This window comes from Streptomyces antioxidans, assembly GCF_000968685.2.
GTDB classification, from domain to species: domain Bacteria; phylum Actinomycetota; class Actinomycetes; order Streptomycetales; family Streptomycetaceae; genus Streptomyces; species Streptomyces antioxidans.
Map to the genome: position 1 here is coordinate 253,307 of NZ_LAKD02000004.1, position 18,019 is coordinate 271,325.

16 protein-coding genes are annotated in these 18,019 nt (G+C 71.7%); 12 read left to right on the top strand and 4 right to left on the bottom strand.

The features are described 5' to 3' along the window. Positions 1-31: 31 nt before the first annotated feature. Positions 32-1,714: an alpha-keto acid decarboxylase family protein gene (locus VT50_RS03630; RefSeq protein ID WP_053048745.1), complete on the bottom strand. Its 1,683-nt coding sequence runs from the start codon at positions 1,712-1,714 to the stop codon at positions 32-34. Positions 1,715-1,985: 271 nt separating this feature from the next. Here VT50_RS03630 and VT50_RS03635 point away from each other — a divergent pair, with 271 nt between their 5' ends. The 3 genes from VT50_RS03635 to VT50_RS03645 all read left to right on the top strand — a co-directional run bounded on the left by VT50_RS03635 (position 1,986) and on the right by VT50_RS03645 (position 5,565). Next, on the top strand, positions 1,986-3,308 hold the full coding sequence (locus VT50_RS03635) for an MFS transporter (RefSeq protein ID WP_046089068.1): 1,323 nt from the start codon (positions 1,986-1,988) through the stop codon (positions 3,306-3,308). After that, positions 3,305-4,075: an SDR family NAD(P)-dependent oxidoreductase gene (locus tag VT50_RS03640; protein ID WP_046089067.1), complete on the top strand. Its 771-nt coding sequence runs from the start codon at positions 3,305-3,307 to the stop codon at positions 4,073-4,075. Before VT50_RS03635 ends, VT50_RS03640 begins: the two co-directional genes overlap by 4 nt. A 74-nt stretch (positions 4,076-4,149) precedes the next feature. Continuing rightward, complete coding sequence (locus tag VT50_RS03645; RefSeq protein WP_046089066.1) at positions 4,150-5,565, top strand: amidase; 1,416 nt, start codon at positions 4,150-4,152, stop codon at positions 5,563-5,565. 20 nt (positions 5,566-5,585) lie between these two features. On the opposite strand, the gene VT50_RS40915 is transcribed toward VT50_RS03645, so the two are convergent. After that, positions 5,586-6,347 carry a FadR/GntR family transcriptional regulator gene (locus VT50_RS40915; protein WP_079343758.1) on the bottom strand — a complete coding sequence of 254 codons (762 nt, stop codon included), beginning with the start codon at positions 6,345-6,347 and terminating at the stop codon, positions 5,586-5,588. 125 nt (positions 6,348-6,472) lie between these two features. Here VT50_RS40915 and VT50_RS03655 point away from each other — a divergent pair, with 125 nt between their 5' ends. Further along, entirely contained in the window at positions 6,473-7,303 is an 831-nt protein-coding gene (locus tag VT50_RS03655; protein WP_046085776.1) for a polysaccharide deacetylase family protein, read from the top strand. Continuing rightward, complete coding sequence (locus tag VT50_RS03660; protein WP_046085775.1) at positions 7,300-8,019, top strand: SDR family NAD(P)-dependent oxidoreductase; 720 nt, start codon at positions 7,300-7,302, stop codon at positions 8,017-8,019. The genes VT50_RS03655 and VT50_RS03660 overlap by 4 nt, the downstream gene beginning before the upstream one ends. 38 nt (positions 8,020-8,057) lie before the next feature. On the opposite strand, the gene VT50_RS03665 is transcribed toward VT50_RS03660, so the two are convergent. Both VT50_RS03665 and VT50_RS03670 read right to left on the bottom strand, forming a co-directional pair. Then, complete coding sequence (locus tag VT50_RS03665) at positions 8,058-8,825, bottom strand: FadR/GntR family transcriptional regulator (protein ID WP_046085774.1); 768 nt, start codon at positions 8,823-8,825, stop codon at positions 8,058-8,060. Continuing rightward, positions 8,822-10,282 carry an amidase gene (locus tag VT50_RS03670; protein ID WP_206269334.1) on the bottom strand — a complete coding sequence of 487 codons (1,461 nt, stop codon included), beginning with the start codon at positions 10,280-10,282 and terminating at the stop codon, positions 8,822-8,824. Before VT50_RS03670 ends, VT50_RS03665 begins: the two co-directional genes overlap by 4 nt. 156 nt (positions 10,283-10,438) lie before the next feature. Here VT50_RS03670 and VT50_RS03675 point away from each other — a divergent pair, with 156 nt between their 5' ends. Genes VT50_RS03675 through VT50_RS03705 form a run of 7 tightly spaced genes read left to right on the top strand, consistent with a single transcriptional unit; the run spans position 10,439 to position 18,011 of the window. After that, positions 10,439-11,950: an ABC transporter substrate-binding protein gene (locus tag VT50_RS03675; RefSeq protein WP_046085773.1), complete on the top strand. Its 1,512-nt coding sequence runs from the start codon at positions 10,439-10,441 to the stop codon at positions 11,948-11,950. 16 nt (positions 11,951-11,966) lie between these two features. Beyond that, positions 11,967-12,917 (top strand): ABC transporter permease, encoded by a 951-nt coding sequence (locus VT50_RS03680; protein WP_046085772.1) that lies wholly within the window; start codon positions 11,967-11,969, stop codon positions 12,915-12,917. Beyond that, the gene (locus tag VT50_RS03685; protein ID WP_240529028.1) at positions 12,914-13,792 is read left to right on the top strand and encodes an ABC transporter permease; all 879 of its coding nucleotides are present in this window, start codon (positions 12,914-12,916) and stop codon (positions 13,790-13,792) included. Before VT50_RS03680 ends, VT50_RS03685 begins: the two co-directional genes overlap by 4 nt. Then, positions 13,789-14,841 carry an ABC transporter ATP-binding protein gene (locus tag VT50_RS03690; RefSeq protein WP_046085771.1) on the top strand — a complete coding sequence of 351 codons (1,053 nt, stop codon included), beginning with the start codon at positions 13,789-13,791 and terminating at the stop codon, positions 14,839-14,841. The genes VT50_RS03685 and VT50_RS03690 overlap by 4 nt, the downstream gene beginning before the upstream one ends. Then, positions 14,834-15,715, top strand: a complete 882-nt coding sequence (locus VT50_RS03695; protein WP_046085770.1) for an ATP-binding cassette domain-containing protein — start codon at positions 14,834-14,836, stop codon at positions 15,713-15,715. The genes VT50_RS03690 and VT50_RS03695 overlap by 8 nt, the downstream gene beginning before the upstream one ends. Continuing rightward, positions 15,712-17,205 carry an aldehyde dehydrogenase family protein gene (locus VT50_RS03700; RefSeq protein ID WP_078840672.1) on the top strand — a complete coding sequence of 498 codons (1,494 nt, stop codon included), beginning with the start codon at positions 15,712-15,714 and terminating at the stop codon, positions 17,203-17,205. Before VT50_RS03695 ends, VT50_RS03700 begins: the two co-directional genes overlap by 4 nt. 8 nt (positions 17,206-17,213) lie before the next feature. Beyond that, complete coding sequence (locus VT50_RS03705; protein ID WP_046085769.1) at positions 17,214-18,011, top strand: SDR family NAD(P)-dependent oxidoreductase; 798 nt, start codon at positions 17,214-17,216, stop codon at positions 18,009-18,011. Positions 18,012-18,019: the final 8 nt, after the last annotated feature.

Consider the following 18,019-nt stretch of genomic DNA (forward strand, 5'->3'; position numbering starts at 1 on the left):
CGCGGCGGGCAACCGCAGCCACAACCGCCGGTCAGGAGACGGGTGCGTGGTGGTAGTCCGCGGCGGCGAATGCCTTGCCCAGTTTGACGAGGCCTTCCGGGGCATCGAGGCGTTCCATGACCGCCTCGATGAACACGAGCCGGTCGCGGTTGCCCCTGGCCGTCTCGAGCGCTGCCGCGAGGGTGTCTTCGGTGTCCGCCTTGGCGGTGGTGGCGAGGTTCTGTGGGTCGAAGGCCTCGACCAGCCGGTCGTACCGCCAGGTGGCGATGTTGTTGTAGCCCGCGTCCGCACCGAGGATGCAGCGCTCGACCGTGTAACCGTCGTTGTTGATCAGGAAGATGACGGGGTGGAGTCCGTGCCGCAGCACCGTGGAGAGCTCCTGCGCGGTGAGCTGGAAGGAGCCGTCGCCGATCAGCAGGACATGGCGGCGGCCGGGCGCGGCGAGCATGGTGCCCAGCAGCGCCGGAAGGGTGTAGCCGATCGACCCCCACAGCGGCTGGCCCATGAAGGTGCAGCCGTGCGGGAGCGGGAGTTCGGCGCAGCCGTAGTACGAGGTGCCCTGGTCGGCGATCACCACGTCGCCGGGCTCGAGGAACGCCTGGAGCTGTGCCCAGAAGCGCTCCTGGACCAGCCGGGCCGAGCGGACGGGCTCACGCTCCTGCCCCGCGGCGCGGCGCCCGAAGAGGGGGGTGATGGCGGCGGGCTTGTGGATGCCGGTGCTGACGAGCGCCAGCAGCGCGTCCTTCATGGACACGTGGGCGTACTGGCTGTCGCCGATGGCGGCTGCGGTCGGATGGAGTGCGATGACCCGTGACGGGTCGATGTTCTGGGAGAACCCGCCGGTGACCGAGTCGGTGAACTGGGTGCCAACGGCCAGCAGGCACTCCGCGTTCTCGATGGTCTCCCTGACGTAGGCGTCGCTGAGCTTGCCCGCGTAGCCGCCGATGAACTGGTCGTGGTCCTCGGGGAAGACACCCTTGGCGTTGCTGAGGCAGGCGACCGGGCAGCCGGTCCTTTCGGCGAGTTCCCTCAGCTGGCCCGTGAGGTGGTAGCGGTCGGCCTCGGGGCCGACCAGGACGGCCACCGACCGGGCCGCACGCAGTACGTCCCGCGCCTGGCCCGCGAACCGCTCCAGCTTGCGGGGGTCGCTGGAGGGTTCCAGCAGGGCCAGGGGCTCGGCCGGGGCCTCGATCGTCTCGTAGGCGACGTCCGAGGGCAGCATGATGTACACGGGGCGCTTGAGCAGCCAGCAGAAGCGCAGCACCCGGTCGATCTCCGAGGCGGCGTTGTCGCGGGTCAGCACCGCCTGCGCGACCGTGTACTCGCCCGCGCACTTCGCGGCGCGGGTGAAGTCGCCGTCGCCCGCCGTGTGATGGACCTTCTGCTTGCCCTCCACCACGAAGGTGGCCGGTGTCCCCACGATGGACACCACGGGCACCGATTCGGCGTACGCGCCGGCGATGCCGTTGAGGGCGCTCAACTCCCCCACGCCGAAGGTGGTGACGAGCGCGGCGATCCCGTTCAGCCGGCCGTAGCCGTCCGCGGCGTAGGCGGCGTTGAGCTCATTGCAGTTCCCGACCCATTCGATGCCGTCCATCGCCTCGACCTGGTCCAGGAATTCCAGCTGGTAGTCGCCGGGCACGCCGAAGACATGCCTGACCCCGATCTCCCGCAGTCGGCGCAGAAGGTAGTCACCCACGGTGCATATGCCCATGCCGCGACCTCTCATGATGCTCTGGATCCCGGATCGCCCGCCGCACACCGGACTGCCCGTCCGGCCCGCCAGTGACGATGCTGTCACCGGTGGCCGGCCCGGGCCACCGGGCTCCGGGACGCGCCCCGCCGAACGGGCGACGGCCGCGGCTCGGAGAGGCGGATGACCTTCGGGCCACCGCGCCCCTGGACACTTCTGGCGCGGGTGACCTACTTTGCTACTGGTCCGACCAGTAGCTAGGTCGCGTAAACCAGGTCTCCGGGAGGCTCACGTGTCCGCAACCGCCAGACCCCCGAATGTGGCGCAGACCCGTGCCGTGCCGTCCGGCCACAGCTCACGCCGTGCGGTCGTCGCCGGGGGCATCGGCAACTTCATCGAGTGGTACGACTACGGCGTCTACGCCGCGCTCAGCCCGGTGATCTCGTCGCTGTTCTTTCCGAGCGAGTCCACCGTGGCCTCGACGCTGTCGACGTTCGCGGTGTTCGGGGTCGGCTTCGTGGTCCGGCCGCTGGGCGGACTGTTCTTCGGGCACCTGGGCGACCGGCGCGGCCGGCGCACCGCGCTGGCGTGGGCCCTGATCCTGGTGTCGGCGAGCACCCTCGGCATGGGGCTGCTGCCCACGTACGCCGCCGCCGGGGTCGCGGCGCCGTCGCTGCTGGTGCTGCTGCGTCTGCTCCAGGGTTTCTCGGCCGGTGGGGAGTTCACCGGCTCGGCCACGGTGATGACCGAGAACGCCCCGGTCGGCCGACGCGGCCGGGTATCGAGCTGGCAGCAGTTCAGCGTCATCACCGGAACACTGGCCGGTGTCCTGGTCGTCACGGCGATCACCAATCTCGGCTCGGCCGACGCACTGGAGAGCGGCGGCTGGCGCATCCCGTTCCTGCTGTCGCTTCCACTGGGCGCGATCGGCTTCTACATCCGGTTCCGGATGGCGGACACGCCCCACTTCCAGGCCCTGCGGGAGGCCGGTGAGGTGGCCGAGCGACCGGCCACCGAGGCGGTGCGGACGCAGCGCGGCGCGATGTTCACCGCGTTCTTCTACACCGCTCTGCCCAACATCGGCTTCTATACGTTCCTCACCTACACCCCGACGTTCCTGCACAACGAGGCCGGTCTGAGCCTCGGCGACGCCTATCTGGCCAACGTCGTCGGGATGATCGCCTACGCGGTGCTGACCCTGGTCATGGGACGGGTGTCGGACCGGGTGGGCAGGCGGCCGATCCTGATCGCCCACGCCGCCGTGTTCTTCGTGGCGGCGATCCCGATCTACCTGCTGATGTCCCACGGCTCGTTCTGGGCCGCGCTGGTCGCCCAGCTCCCGGCGATGTGCATCATGGCGTGCTACTCGGGTCCGGGCACGGCGGGCCTGACCGAGTTGTTCCCGACCCGGCTGCGCTACTCCGGCATGGCCCTGCCGTACAACCTCAGCTCGGCGGTGTTCGGCGGGACCGCGCCGTTCATCGCGACGGGTCTGATCGCCTGGCTCGGCACCCCGCTCGCTCCGGCGTTCTGGGCGATGGCCGCCGCGATCCCGACGCTGATCGTCTATCTGCGGATGCGCGAGACGGCCTTCGAACCGCTGCGGGACCGATGAGCGCCGGGGAGGGAGTGCCCGCGGCGGTGGTGACCGGCTCGTCGTCGGGCATCGGGCGGGCCTGCGCCCTCGCGCTCGCCCGCACCGGCTGGGACGTGGTCGTGCACGGCCGCGACACGGACGGCGACCTGGCGCGGGTGGAGTCGGAGGTGCGGGCCGAGGGCCGTGGCTGCGTCGCGGTGGCGGGCGACGTCGCCGATCCGGCGACCACCCGGGCGCTCGTCGAGGCCGCGGAGTCGGCCTTCGGACGCGTCGACGGGCTGGTCAGCAACGCAGGGACCGGCATGACCCGCCCGTTCCTCGACATCGACGACGCTGGCTGGCACGAGCTGTGGGCGGTGCATGTCGAGGCCGCCGCCCGGCTGCTGCGCACCGCCCATCCGATGCTGGCCGCCACCCGGGGCGCGGCGGTGGCGATGTCGAGCCTGGCCGCGGGCCGGGCGCTGCACGGCCGGACGGGGTACGGCGCGGTGAAGGCGGGGCTCGAAGGACTCGTCCGCCAGCTCGCCGCCGAGTGGGCCGCCGCCGGGATCCGGGTGAACGCGGTCGCCCCGGGCACCATCCGCACACCGCTGGTCGAGCGCAACTTCGCCCGCGGGCTGCTCGATGAGCGGGGCGTCCTCGGGCGTACCCCGATGGGCCGCCTGGGGTCGCCCGGCGAGGTCGCCTCCGTGGTGCGCTTCCTGCTCTCGGCCGAGGCGTCCTATGTCACCGGGCAGACCCTCGCCGTTGACGGCGGCTGGTCGATCTTCGGCGGCTGGTCATGACCGCACCCCGGTCATCACCGAACCACGAGGCGGCTGGCCATGACCGCCCCGGTCATTCCCCCACCACGATCGGAGTGAACACCTTGGCGAGCGCCCCCGACGTACGGCAGGACGCACGGCCGACGGGGCGGGCCCGGTCCGCCGTGGCGGCCACCCGGGAGAGCCTGGACCGGATCCGTGACCGCGATCCCGCACTCCACTCCTTCCTCACGGTCTGTCCCGAGCGGGCGCTCGCCGACGCCGAGGCGGCCGACGCGGCACCGGACCGGCCGGGGCCGATGCGGGGGATCCCCTTCTCGGTCAAGGACACCTATCCGACCGGCCACGTCCGTACGACATTCGGTTCCGCGGTGTTCGCCGAGCACATACCGGTGCGGGACGCCCCCGTGGTCGCCCGCATCCGGCGCGCGGGGGGAATCCTCGTCGGCAAGACCAACACCCCCGAATTCGCGATCTACATCCGCACGGTCAATGAACTCCAGCCCGAGACGGTCAACCCGTGGGATCCGGGCCGCATCTGCGGCGGGTCAAGCGGAGGCGCCGCGGCCTCCGTCGCCGCCGGTCTGACCCCGGTCGCCCTGGGCAGTGACGGAGGAGGATCGGTGCGCATTCCGGCGGCCCTGTGCGGTGTGGTCGGACTCAAGCCGTCCCGTGGCGCCACACCGGCCGGTGGCGGGTTCATCGGCACCCGCCGGTTCTCCGTCCCCGGCCCCCTGGCGCTGTGGGTCGCGGACGCCCGTGCGATGTGGCACGCCATGCGGGGGCCGTGGGACACCGAGCGGAGCACCCGTACCTTCGTCGACCGCGACGCCGCGATCCGGTCCGCGCACACCGGGTGGCGGCTGCGCTGGATCGCCGACAGCGGCCGGGACGCCGCCCCCGAGGTGGTCGGGGCGGTCCGCTCCGCGGTGGAACGGCTCGCCCTCCTGGACGACGTCGAGGTGGACGACGGCCAACTCGGCCTGGACACCCCCCGGTTCGCCGAGCCCTTCTACGACGCCATGATGGCCGACCGGCTGGCCACCGGAGGGGACCGGATGATGGCCGACGCGGCCTCGCGCCATCTCCTCTCCGGCTACGCACGCCACCACTTCGAGCGGGCGGCCGAGGTCAGCGGCGCACGGTACTCGGAATCGCTCGGTTGCGCGGACGCCGCCGCGGACCACCTCGACACGCTGCTCGACGGCGTCGACTTCCTGCTGACGCCCACCACGGGAGTGATCGCACCGGAAGGCGCGGGCGGCCCGTCCGACGCGCTGCCCGAGGTCGCCCGCCGCGAGCTGGTCGCGTACACCTTCCTGGCCAACTACACCGGCTACCCGGCGGTCACGGTGCCGTGCGGGACGGTGGCGGGAATGCCGGTGGGACTGCAGGTGCTGGGCCGCCCGGGGGCCGAGGACCGGCTCCTGGACGTGGCCGACGCGGTGCAGCGGTATGTCTTCCCGCCGCGCCCCGCGCCGTGGCCGATCGCGTCGGCCACGGCCGGGTGATGCGGTCCCGACGGATGGGCTCAGAGGTCGCGCGCGGTCCGCGCATCCGGCTCGAGCAGCACCGCGAGCCTGCGCCGCTGGTCCTCGTCGAGGGCGCCGGAGTAGGCGTCGTACAGGGTCTGGCTGGCCAGCCGGGCCGCGGTGTCGCCGTCGCGGCCGGCGATCGCGTCGAGGATGCGGCGGTGGTCCGCGATGAACTCCCGCCGCATCCGCGACGCACCGGCCGACGGGTCGACGGCCCCGGCCACCAGATCGAGGGTGGCGTCCTGGATCACACCGCCCACGATGCCGAGCACGCGGTTCCCGGCCGCCTCCCGGACGACCATGTGGAAGCCGTCGTCCGCCGCGGCGAAGGTGGCGGCGTCGGTGGCGGCCTCCATCGCCTCGATCGCCGCCTCCATCCGCTCCAGGTGCTCATCGGTCCGCAGCTGCGCCGCGAGCCGGTTGGCGGCGGCTCCGGCGATGATCCGGTACTGGACGAGGTCCACCACCGGGATCTCCTCCATCCGCACCGCGCCCCGCAGCATCCGGGTCAGGCCCGGGGTCACCGAACCGCAGACCTCGGGCCCGCTCCGGCTGCCCGGACTGGTCCTCACCAGGCCCATGCTCTCCAGGATCCGCAGCGCCTCGCGGACCGTGGACCGGCCCACCCCGAAGTCCTCGACCAGCGTCCGCTCGGGCGGAAGGAAGTCACCGGGGGCGTACTCACCCGAGTAGATCGCCGACTCGATCTGCTGGACGACCGCCTCGAAGGCCCGCTTCTTGTCTACCTGCGTGAACATCGCTCCCCAGTCCCGTCGTCCCCCGGGCCGCGCCCCCACGGCCACATACTCAACCTAGCAGCTGTTCAGACCACAAATCCCCGCAGGGACGGACGTCCCGCGCGGATCCAGCCAGGAGCACATCGATGACCACGCCCGCTCTGCCCACGCCCGTCCTGCTGACCTTCGACATGGACGCCGAACTCCTCTGGACGGCCCGCGACCCCGCCGGGGCTGACAAGCCGGTCTGGGTGTCCCAGGGACACTACGGCCCGAAGGTGGGGCTGCCCCGGATCCTCGCGCTGCTGCGCCGCTACGACATCACGGCCACCTTCTTCGTCCCTGGACAGGTGGTGGAGCGCTACCCCGCCCAGATCGAGGCGATCCTGGAGGCCGGGCTGACCATCGAGCACCACAGCCACACCCACGCCTGGTCGGAGAGCCTGAGCGAGGAGCAGGAGGCCGAGGAGTTCCAGCTCGCCGCGGACGCCATCACACGGGCGACCGGCCGGGCGCCCCGGGGCTGGCGCTCGCCCGCCGCTGAGCTGACCCCGCACTCGGTGAAGCTGATGGAGAAGCACGGCATGCGGTTCTCCTCCAACCTCTTCGACTCCGACTCGGCCCATCTGCTTCAGGCCCACGACCGCACCACCGGCATCGTCGAGCTCCCGTTCGCCTGGGCCCTCGTCGACACCCCGGTCTTCATGTACACCAACCGCGTGGCGGGACGGGTGATGTCGGCGCCCTCGGCGGTCCTCGAGACCTGGACCCGGGAGTTCGACGGCCTGGTCGAGGAGCCGGGGACGCACTTCATGCTCGCCACCCACCCACAGATCATCGGACGGCCGTCCCGGATGTGGGTCCTGGAGCAGACGGTCCGGCACGTACTCGCCTCCGGGCGCGCGGAGTTCCTGTCCTGCGCCGATTACGCCGAGCGCGTTCGGCCGGGGCTCCTCGCGGAGCGGGACGCCGCATGAGCGCCGGTACCGCCCCGGGCGTCGCGGTGGTCACCGGCGGCGCCAGTGGCATCGGCGCCGCCGTGGTCGCGCGGCTGCGGGCGGGAGGCACCGCCGTGGTGGTGGCGGACCGTGCCCCGGCCACGGGGGAGGAGCCGGTGGACGTCACCGACACCGGGTCCGTGCACGCGCTCGCCGAACGGGTCGCCCGTGCCCATGGCCGCCTCGACCTGCTGGTGCACTGTGCGGGGGCGGTCGCCGTGGGAGCGGTCGACACCACGTCAGGGACGGCGGAGGAGGACTGGCAGCGGACCTTCGCCGTGAACGTGACCGGGGTGTGGACGGTCAGCCGGGCGCTGCTGCCCCTCATGGGCGAGGGCGGGGCGATCGTGGTCGTCTCATCCGCCGCCGGGGTGCGGCCGATCCCCGAGATGGCCGCCTATGTGGCGTCGAAGTCCGCGGCCGTGGGACTGAGCCGTTCGATGGCCCTGGACCTCGCTCCCCGGGGGATCCGGGTGAACTGTGTGTGCCCCGGTCTGGTCGACACTCCCCTGGCCAGGGCGGCTCAGGAACAGCGCTCGCCGGGCGAGCGGGGACTCGTGGACGAGCGGCGCGGCTATCTGATCGGCCGGGCGGGCACGGCCGGGGAGATCGCCGAGGCGGTGGTGCTGGCCGGGACCAACGGCTACCTCACCGGGTCCACGCTCGCCGTCGACGGCGGCCGATCGCTGCACTGAGGGACGCGGCTCCCGCGCCGGGAGGGAGCCCGCGGGGGTCAGCGCTCCTCGTCGTCCACGAGCGCGAGCAGCGGCTCCCGCTCGCTCTCCGCAACGTAACCGGCGTAGTACTCATAGAGCTTGCGCCGCGAGATGCGCGCCGCCGCCAGGCCGTCCCCCGCCCGGATCGCCTCCAGCACCTCCTGGTGGTGGCGGAGCGACTCCCGCATGAGCGCCGCGCCGTTCGGCGCATGGGCGACCTTGTCCGAGATCAGCGCGAGGACCGCCCCCCTGACCACCTGGTTGCAGACCTCGATGAGGGAGTTGCGGCTGGCCACGGCCACCGCCTCGTGGAACGCGACATCGGCCTTGCTGAACTGCTCGTACCCCGCCTCGATGGCGTCCGCCATGACGGCGATCGTCCGCTCCATGGCGGACAGTTCCTCCTCGGACCGCAGCCGGGCCGCCAGTGAGCTCGCCGAGCCGTCGAGGATCATGCGGAACGAGATCAGCTCGGCCATCGAGACGTTGTCGAACTGGACGAGCCGGGTCATCTGCTTGGTCAGACCCGCCGATGAGAAGGGCAGGATCTCCGGGCCGTTCGGGTCGCCGGGGCGCGATCGTACGAGACCTTCGCTCTCCAGCACGCGCAGCGCCTCACGCACGGTGGGACGGCTGGCCCCGAACTGCGCCACCAACACCCGCTCGCTCGGCAGCCGTTGACCGGGCTTGAGGTCACCGCGCACGATCGCCTGCTCGATCTGCTCGACGATGCGCTGGTAGAGCCGTACCGGCGAGACCTGCCGGAACTGTGCCCCGTCGCTCAAGGCTTCTCCCCTCCGGGCGTGGTCGGTGTCGTCTGCTCCCCCGCGGGCGCCCCAGCGGCGCCGTCCGGCCAGCGCGGTACCGCCTCGGCGGGCCGGTTCCGTTCGTACCACGCCGCCGCCCGCAGAACGCCGAGATCGTCGAATCGGCGGCCCGCGATCTGCACCCCGATGGGCCGACGGTCCGCGGTGAAGCCGCAGTTGACGGTCGCGGCCGGCTGGCCCGACATGTTGTACGGCGCGGTGAAGCCGATATGGGCCATGGTCTTCGCGTCCCCCGCGAAGGGCATCGGCTGCTCGGCGGGAAACGCCGCCACCGGCGCCACCGGCGAGAGCACCAGATCGTACGGGAGCGTCGCCGCCACGGTCCGCGCCTGGATGCCCATGATCTGCTGGTAGCAGCGGAGGACCCTGGTGCCCGGCACATCGGCGCCCCCCTGGCACCACCGGATGATGTGGGGGTGGACGCGCAGTCCGGCCCCGGGCTCCAGGGCGCGGAAGTCGTTCCAGGACCGCACCCGCCAGAACAGATCCAGGTCGTCCAGCAGCTCTTGGGTCATGAACGGCCCGACCGGCTCCACGACGGCTCCGGCCGACGCGAAGACCGCGGCGGCGCGGTTCACCGCGTCCAGGATCTCGGCGTCGCACGGCTCCCCGCACCCGGCGTCCAGCTGCACCCCCACCCGCAGCCCACGCACCCCGCCGTCCAGCGCCGACCAGTCGATGTCCTGTGGCGGCAGGCTCGACCAGTCCCGGGGGTCCGGCTGGCTCAGGACGCGCATGAACAGGGCAGCGTCCGCCACGGTGCGGGTGAGGGGGCCCGCGGCACGGCCCAGGTACGGGGTGTCCAGCGGGATCCTCCCGTAGCTGGGCTTGAGCGTGGCGAGGCCCAGCCAGGTGCCCGGCAGCCGGATCGATCCCCCGATGTCGGTGCCGACGTGGAGCGGACCGTATCCCCCGGCCGCCGCGGCCCCCGCGCCGGAGCTGGAACCGCCCGTCGTCCAGCCGGGGTTCCAGGGACTGCGCGAGATGCCGTGCCGGCTGGAGACGCCCGAGGAGAGCATGCCCCAGTCCGGCATCACGGTCGATCCGAGGACCACCCCGCCGGATTCGAGGACCCGCGCGGTGATGGGCGCGTCCGCCTCGGGGACGACCGGTGCGGTTCCCGCGTTGCCCGAGGGCATCGGGACGCCCCTGCGGGCGACGTTCTCCTTGAGCGTCACCGGCACGCCGTCGATGGGCCCGAGCGGTTCCCCCGCGGCCCATCGGGCCTCGCTGGCCAGTGCCGCCTTGCGGGACTCGTCCGGATCCCGCACCCAGAACGCGTTGAGCACGCTCTCGCGCGCCTCGATCACCGACTGGACGGCGTCGTGGACCTGGACCGGTGACAACGTGCGGTCGGCGAATCCGGCCACCATCTCGACGGCCGGCATGGCGGCCAGGCCCTGTTCCCTGAGCACCCGCACCCTCCTCCGCTCGCACTCCCCGGGGCGATCGGGTCCTTGAACCGCGCCCCTGATGAGTACAGCTTCCCCTTGACAAGTACAGCTTCAGTCGCCACGGTACCTGCCAAGCGAGCTTACTGGTCAGGCCAGTCATAGCGGAAGGTGGCGTCCATGACGCACAAGCGGCCGGTGCGGCACCCCGGAACGGTCGTCGCCGTGCTCGCATGTCTGTCGCTGGCAGCCTGCTCGGCCGGGTCCACATCGGTGGGGAAGAGCACCGGCAACGGCCTGACCATCGGCCTCACCGCCGAACCGGCCACCTTCGACTTCACCAGGACCGACGGTGCCGCCATTCCGCAGGCCCTGCTCGACAACGTCTACGAGACGCTGGTGAAACTGGACCAGTCCGGGAAGATACGGCCCGATCTGGCCACCTCGTGGAGCCTGTCAAAGGACCGCAGGACATACACGTTCCACCTGGTGCAGAACGCCACGTTCAGCAACGGCGCACGGTTCACGGCCGAGGACGCCAAGTTCTCCATCGAACGCGTCAACTCCGCCTGGACGGTGGCGCAGAAGGCCCAGATGAGCGTCGTCGACGGGGTGCGGGCGGTGTCGCCCACCGAGCTCGAGGTCACCCTGAAGAAGCCGAGCAACGACTGGCTGTACCGGATGACCACCCGCGTCGGCGCGATGTTCAGCCGTACCGGTGTGCGCGAGCTGGCCACCGAGCCGGTGGGCACGGGACCGTATGTGGTGCGGAACTGGAACCGCGGCGACTCGATCACACTGGCCCGCCGCAAGGGCTACTGGGGGCGCACACCGCACTTCGCTTCGGTCACCCTGAAGTACTTCAAGGACCCGACGGCCATGAACAACGCACTACTCACCGGCACCATCAATGTGATCGGCCAGATGCAGTCCCCGGAGTCCCTGTACCGGTTCCAGAACAACTCGAAGTACAAGGTCATCGAGGGCACGACCAACGGCGAGGTGGTCCTCTCCCTCAACAACGGTTCGGGCCCGATGAAGAACCCGAGGGCCCGCCGTGCGGTCCGCTACGCCATCGACCACAAGGCCCTGGTGGACACCTGCTGGGCGGGGCACGGCAAGCCCATCGGCAGCATGGTCCCGCCGACCGACCCGTGGTACCAGAACCTCACCGACCTCTATCCGTACGACCGCGACAAGGCCAGGAGGCTCCTGGAGGAGTCCGGCGAATCCGGCCGTACGCTGCGGCTGCGGATTCCGGCGCTGCCCTACGCCACCGCGTGCGGCACCGTGGTCAAGAGCCAGCTCGAACAGGCCGGGTTCACGGTCAAGCTCGACCAGCTGGAGTTTCCCGCGGCCTGGCTGACCACCGTGTTCAAGAACTCCGACTACGACCTGTCCATCATCAGCCATGTGGAACCCCGCGACATGCAGACGGTGTTCGGGGACAAGAGCTACTACACCCACTACGACAACCCGGAGTTCCGCGCGTTGCTGCGGAAGGCGGACCAGGGCAGCCAGGAGCAGCAGATCGCCTCCATGCGGGCCGCCGCCCGGCTGCTGTCCAAGGATGCCGCGGCGGACTGGCTGTTCCTGCTGCCCAATCTGATGGTGGCGGACGCGGACATCACCGGCCTGCCGGTGAACTCCGTCTCCGAGTCACTGGATCTCACCGGCCTGGGCCGGTCATGAAAGGCGGCCCCAACCGATGATCGTCCGTCTGGTCCAGCGGATCGCGATCCTCCTGGCCAGCCTCGCCGTGAGCTCCGTGCTGGTGTTCGCGTTCATGGCGGTGCTGCCGGGGGATCCGGCCCGGGTGGCCCTCGGCACCAGCGCGTCGGACTCGGCGGTGGCGCAGCTGCGCCAGGAGTTCGGGCTCGACCGGCCGCTCGTCGCCCAGTACCTCAGCTGGGTGCGCGGGCTGGTGACCTTCGCCCCGGGGAACTCCTACATCTCCCACGCGCCGATCGGCCCGCAGCTGGCCGACCGCCTCCAGGTCACCCTGTGGCTCGTCGGCACCGGAATGGTGATCGCCTGCCTTCTGGCGCTCCCCCTGGGCACGCTCATGGCGGTACGCCACCGCAAGCCGTCCGGGCTGGTCCTCTCGGCCCTGTCCCAAGTCGGCGTGGCCATCCCGGCCTTCCTCGCCGGTATCCTCCTGATCACCGTGTTCGCGGTGGGGCTCGGGTGGCTGCCGGCGAACGGCTGGACACCTCCGGATCAGGATCCGGTCCTGTTCCTCAAACAGCTGGTGATGCCCGCGCTGTCCCTCGGCATCGTGCAGGCCGCGGTGGTCACCCGCTATGTGCGCAGCGCCGTGCTCGATGTGCTCCGGGAGGACTATCTGCGCACCGCCCGCGCCAAGGGGCTCCGCCCGACGCGGGCCCTGCTGCGGCACGGGCTGCGGAACGCGGCGGTGCCCGTGGTCACCGTCCTGGCCCTGCAGCTGGCCACGCTGCTGGTGGGCTCCGTCGTCATCGAGCGGGTCTTCGTCATCCCCGGGCTCGGCAGCCTGCTGCTGGACAGCGTCGCCAACCGGGACCTCATCGTGGTGCAGGACGTGGTCATGATCATCGCAATGGCGGTGCTGCTGGTGAACTTCCTGGTGGACATGGTCTATCTGCTGATCGATCCACGGCTCAGGGGAGGTGGGTCATGAGTGTTCAGGAGCGGGAGGCCACCGTCGCCTCCGCGGTGTCCGCGGACCGCAAGCGTCGCCGCCCGGTCACGGGCAGCCTCCTGGTGGGCGGTCTCATCGTGGCGGCCGTGATCGGCATGGCGCTGCTGTCGTTCGTATGGACCCCGCACGACCCGACGCTGGTGGATCCCTCGGTGCGGCTGCAGGAGCCGTCGTCCGACTACTGGTTCGGCACGGACAAGTTCGGCCGCGATGTGTTCAGCCAGATCCTGGTGGGCTCGCGCACCACGCTGTTCGTCGGCTTCGTGGCGGTGGGGGTCGCCGCCCTGATCGGTGTGCCCCTCGGCATCGTCGCCGGAATGGCGCCCCGCTGGTGCGGCGAGCTGCTGATGCGCGGCAACGACCTGCTGCTCGCCTTCCCGGCGCTGTTGCTGGCCATCATGTTCGCGGCCGTGTACGGCGCCGGGACGCTGGTCGCGATGGTCGCCATCGGTATCGCGTCCATCCCCCATTTCGCCCGGCTGATCCGCGGCGGCACCTTGCAGATCATGCGGACCGAGTACGTCATCGCCGCGCGCGCGGCGGGCCGCGGGCCGTTCGCCATCGCCGTGCGGCACGTACTGCCCAACGTCAGCGGTCTCGTCATCGTGCAGGCGTCGGTCGGTTTCGCCATCGCCGTACTCGCCGAAGCCGCGCTGTCCTTCCTGGGCTTCGGGACCCCGCCCCCCACCCCGTCCTGGGGCCGGATGCTCCAGGAGAGCCAGGAGCTGCTGTCGATCGCCCCGCGGCTCGCCGTCTTCCCGGGCGTCGCGATCGCGGTGGCGGTGCTCGGGTTCAATCTGCTCGGTGACGGCCTGCGCGACCGTTTCGACCCCAAGCTGGAGGACCGCCGATGACCCCGGCACCCGGGACGGCACCGGCCGCCGCCACACAGGACGACGTCCTCGCCGTGCGGAACCTCGACGTCACGGTGGGCGGCCGCACGCTCGTCGAAGACGTCGGCTTCACCATCCGGGCGGGTGAGCGGGTCGGCCTGATCGGTGAGTCGGGGTCGGGCAAGTCGCTGACCGCCCTGAGCGTCATGGGCCTGCTGCCCGAGGGGCTGCGGGCCTCGGGTTCGGTACGGCTCGCCGGAGTCGACCACGATCTGGTGGGTGCCGACGAGGCGCGGATGTCCCGGGTGCGGGGCAAGGAGATCGCCATGGTCTTCCAGGAGCCCATGACCGCCCTGAACCCCACGATGAGGGTCGGGCGGCAGATCGCCGAGGTGCTGCTGATCCACCGGACCAGGCCGGACCGCGCCTCCGCCCGTGCCGCCGCCGTGGAACTCCTGGCCCAGGTGGGGCTTCCCGACCCCGGCGCCGCCGCACAGGCCTATCCGCACCAGTTCTCCGGGGGCCAGCGGCAGCGGGTGGTGCTGGCCATCGCCCTCGCGAACGACCCCGCGCTCCTGGTGTGCGACGAACCCACCACCGCGCTCGATGTCACGGTGCAGGCGCGGGTGCTCGACCTGATCGTGCGGGGTGTCCAGGACCGCAGGTCGGCGATGCTCTTCATCACCCACGACCTGGCCGTGGTGGCCACCGCCTGCGAGCGGGTCATGGTCATGTACGGCGGGCGGCTGGTCGAGTCGGGACCGGTCCGCGAGGTGTTCACACGCCCCCGGCACCGCTACACCCAGGGCCTGATCGGGGCGTCGGATCTGACCGTGGTCGACGACCGCGGCCGGCTGGCCACGATCCGTGGATCCGTTCCACCGGCGGGCCGGTTCCCCGCCGGCTGCGTGTTCAGGAACAGGTGCGACCACGCGACCGAGGTGTGCGCCACCAGACCCGAATGGATCCCGACCGGGCCGGACTCCGGCTACGCCTGCTTCCACCCGGTGCCCGGGAGCGCCGCTCCCGGCGCCACCACCCCCACCAACCAGGAGGCCGGCCGTGGCTGAGCAGCCGACCGGCGCCCCTCCCGCGCCCGAGCCGGGGACCGGCCCCACGGAGGCCATCAGCGTCCACGACGTCACACGCGTCTACCAACGGCCGCGTACCTCACTGCGCAGCGCCAGCCCGCCGGTGCACGCCCTGCGCGGTGTCAGCTTCGCCATCCCCCAGGGGCAGCGGTTCGGCATCGTGGGCGAGTCGGGGTGCGGGAAGTCCACCCTGCTGCGGATCCTGGCCGGGCTCGACCGTCCCACCAGCGGCAGTGTCGCGATCGACGGCCGGGACCTCACCGGGCTCCCGGAGAGACGGCTCACGTTCGTCCGCGAGCGGCTGCAGCTCGTGTTCCAGGACCCGATGAGTTCGCTGGATCCGCGGATGCGGGTGGGTGACATCGTGGCCGAGCCGCTGGTGGCACAGGGGCACGGAAACCGCCGGGAGCGGGTGGCCGAGTTGCTGGAGGCCGTCGGCCTGCGGGCCGACGCGGCGGACCGCTATCCCCACCAGTTCTCCGGTGGCCAGCGGCAGCGCATCTCGATCGCGCGCGCCCTCGCCCCCCGGCCGAAGATCATCGTGGCCGACGAGCCGGTGAGCGCCCTGGACGTCTCCGTACGGGCCCAGGTGCTCAACCTCATCGCCGACCTGGTCGACGAGCTGTCCCTCACGCTGGTCTTCGTCTCCCACGACCTGTCCGTGGTCCGCCATGTGTGCGACCGGGTCGCGGTCATGCACGCCGGGCAGATCGTGGAGACCGGGTCCACGGAGCAGGTGTACGAGGACCCTCGGCATTCCTACACACGCAGGCTGATCGCCGCCGTTCCGACCCTGGGCAGGGCACTGTCCGGAGTGTCGGCGGCCGACCTCAACCGGGAGCAGCGACCGTGACCACCCACGTCCAACCCGCCGATGGCGAATCCCCCGTGGGGAAGGAGTTTCCCGAGGGCCTTCCCGTCGGCGACCGCTGGGTCGGGGCACCCGCCACCGAGGACGTCCGCTTCCCCTACGACGGGACGCTCATCGCCCGGGCCCCCGTCGGGGACACCGGTCTCGCCCACCAGGCGGTGGACGCCGCCCTCGCGGTCCGCGACCGGGTCGGACGGCTCCCCTCGCACATCCGCAGGGCCGCGCTGCTCGCCACGCACGAGGCCATCGCCGCCCGGCGCGCGGACTTCGAGCGGCTGCTGGTCCTGGAGACCGGAAAGCCGCTGGTGGACTGTCGCGTCGAGGTGGACCGCACCCTGCTGACCCTGCTGACGGCGGCCGAGGAGGTGGCCCGGCTGCACGGGGAGACGGTGCCGCTCGACCTGCTGCCGTCGGGCGAGGGGCTGCTCGGCTTCTGGACCCGCAAGCCGATCGGTGTGGTGGTGGGCATCGCGGGGTTCAACTACCCGCTGCTGCTCGCCGCGCACAAGGTCGCACCGTCCCTGGCGGCCGGCTGCCCGGTCATCGTCAAGCCCGCGCCGCAGACGCCGCTGGCCACCCTGTGGCTGGTGCACCTCCTCCGCGAGGCCCTTGGCGCCGCCGACGCGCCGCACGCCACGGTCCAGTTGGTGACCGGGGGCCCGGCGGTGGGTGCCGCGCTGACCACCGACCGCCGGATCGGTGCGGTGTCCTTCACCGGTTCCGCCAACGTGGGCCACCGGATCGCCCGGGACGCGGCACCCACCAAGGTGCTGCTCGAACTGGGCTCCAACGCCGCCCTGGTGGTGGCCGCCGACGCCGACCTCGAGGCCGCCGCCGACGCGGTGGTGCGCGGCGGGTACTACGCGTCGGGCCAGGCGTGCATCAGCGTGCAGCGGGTCATCGTGGTGGACGCCGTGCGCGAGGAGTTCATGGCCCGGCTGACGGAGCGGGTGACCCAGGTGGCCGTGGGCGACCCCCGCGATCCGGCGACGCGCGTCTCGGCGCTCATCGACGCACGGTCGACCGAGCGGGTCCGCGCATGGCTGGACGAGGCGGTGGCGGCGGGGGCCTCGCTCGTGGCCGGGGGAGGTGTCACCGACGGGGTGCTCGAGCCCACCGTGCTACTCGATGTGGACCGCGCCCTCCCCGTCTGGAGCGAGGAGGTCTTCGCCCCCGTGGTCGCGGTGCGGTCGGTCCCCGATCTGGACACGGCCCTCGACCTGGTCAACGACTCGCGCTACGGACTGCACGCGAGCGTCTACACCAGCGCCCTCGACACGGCGTTCACCGCTGTCGACCGCCTGGAGGTGGGCGGAGTGGTCATCAACGAGGTTCCCGGATTCCGGTCCGATGTCATGCCGTACGGCGGTGTGAAGGACTCCGGGGCCGGACGGGAGGGCCCGAGGTTCGCCATCGACGAGCTCACCGTGACCCGTATGGCAGTGATCCGCCCGACGACGAAGAAGCCGTGAGGACCACAGTGCGAGCACAGGACCACACCGATGCGGTGGACGCGTACTCCCGGCTGTTCCGGCTCGATGGCCGCAAGGCCGTCGTGGTGGGCGCGGGCAGCGGAATCGGCCGCGAGAGCGCCCTGGCGCTCTCGGCCCACGGCGCCGCGGTGGTGTGCGCCGACCGCGATCTGACGGCGGCCGAGGAGTCGGCGTCGATGGGGCCCGGCCTCACCGCGTACGCCCTCGATGTGCTCGACGGCGGGGCGGTCACGCGTGCCGCGGAGGAGCTCGGCCCCGTCGACGTGCTCGTCTTCACCGCCGCGACGAATGTGCGCAAGCTCCTGCTCGACTACACGGCGGAGGAGTTCGAGCGGGTCGTGGCGCTCAATCTGCGCGCCTCCTTCGACCTGGTGCGGGCGTTCGGCCGTGGCATGGCCGAACGCGGCGGGGGAAGCATCATCGGCTTCAGCTCGATCCGCGCGGTGGCCGTCGAGCCGGGCCAGGGGGTGTACGCGGCCACCAAGGCCGGACTCGTCCAGCTGCTGCGGACCGCGGCGGCCGAACTGGGCCCCTCGGGCGTGCGGGTGAACAGCATCGCCCCGGGCGTCGTGGACACCCCGCTGACCGCGCAGATCAGGGCGGTGCCGGAGTGGTCGGAGGCCTACGCCAGCAAGAGCGCCCTGGGCCGCTGGTCCCGGGCCGGGGAGCTGGCCGGCGCCGTGGTCTACCTCGCCTCGGACGCGTCGTCCTTCGTCACGGGGAGCCAGCTCTTCGTGGACGGCGGCTGGACGGCGATCGACGGACGCTTCACACCGCCCAGCTGACCGGTGGC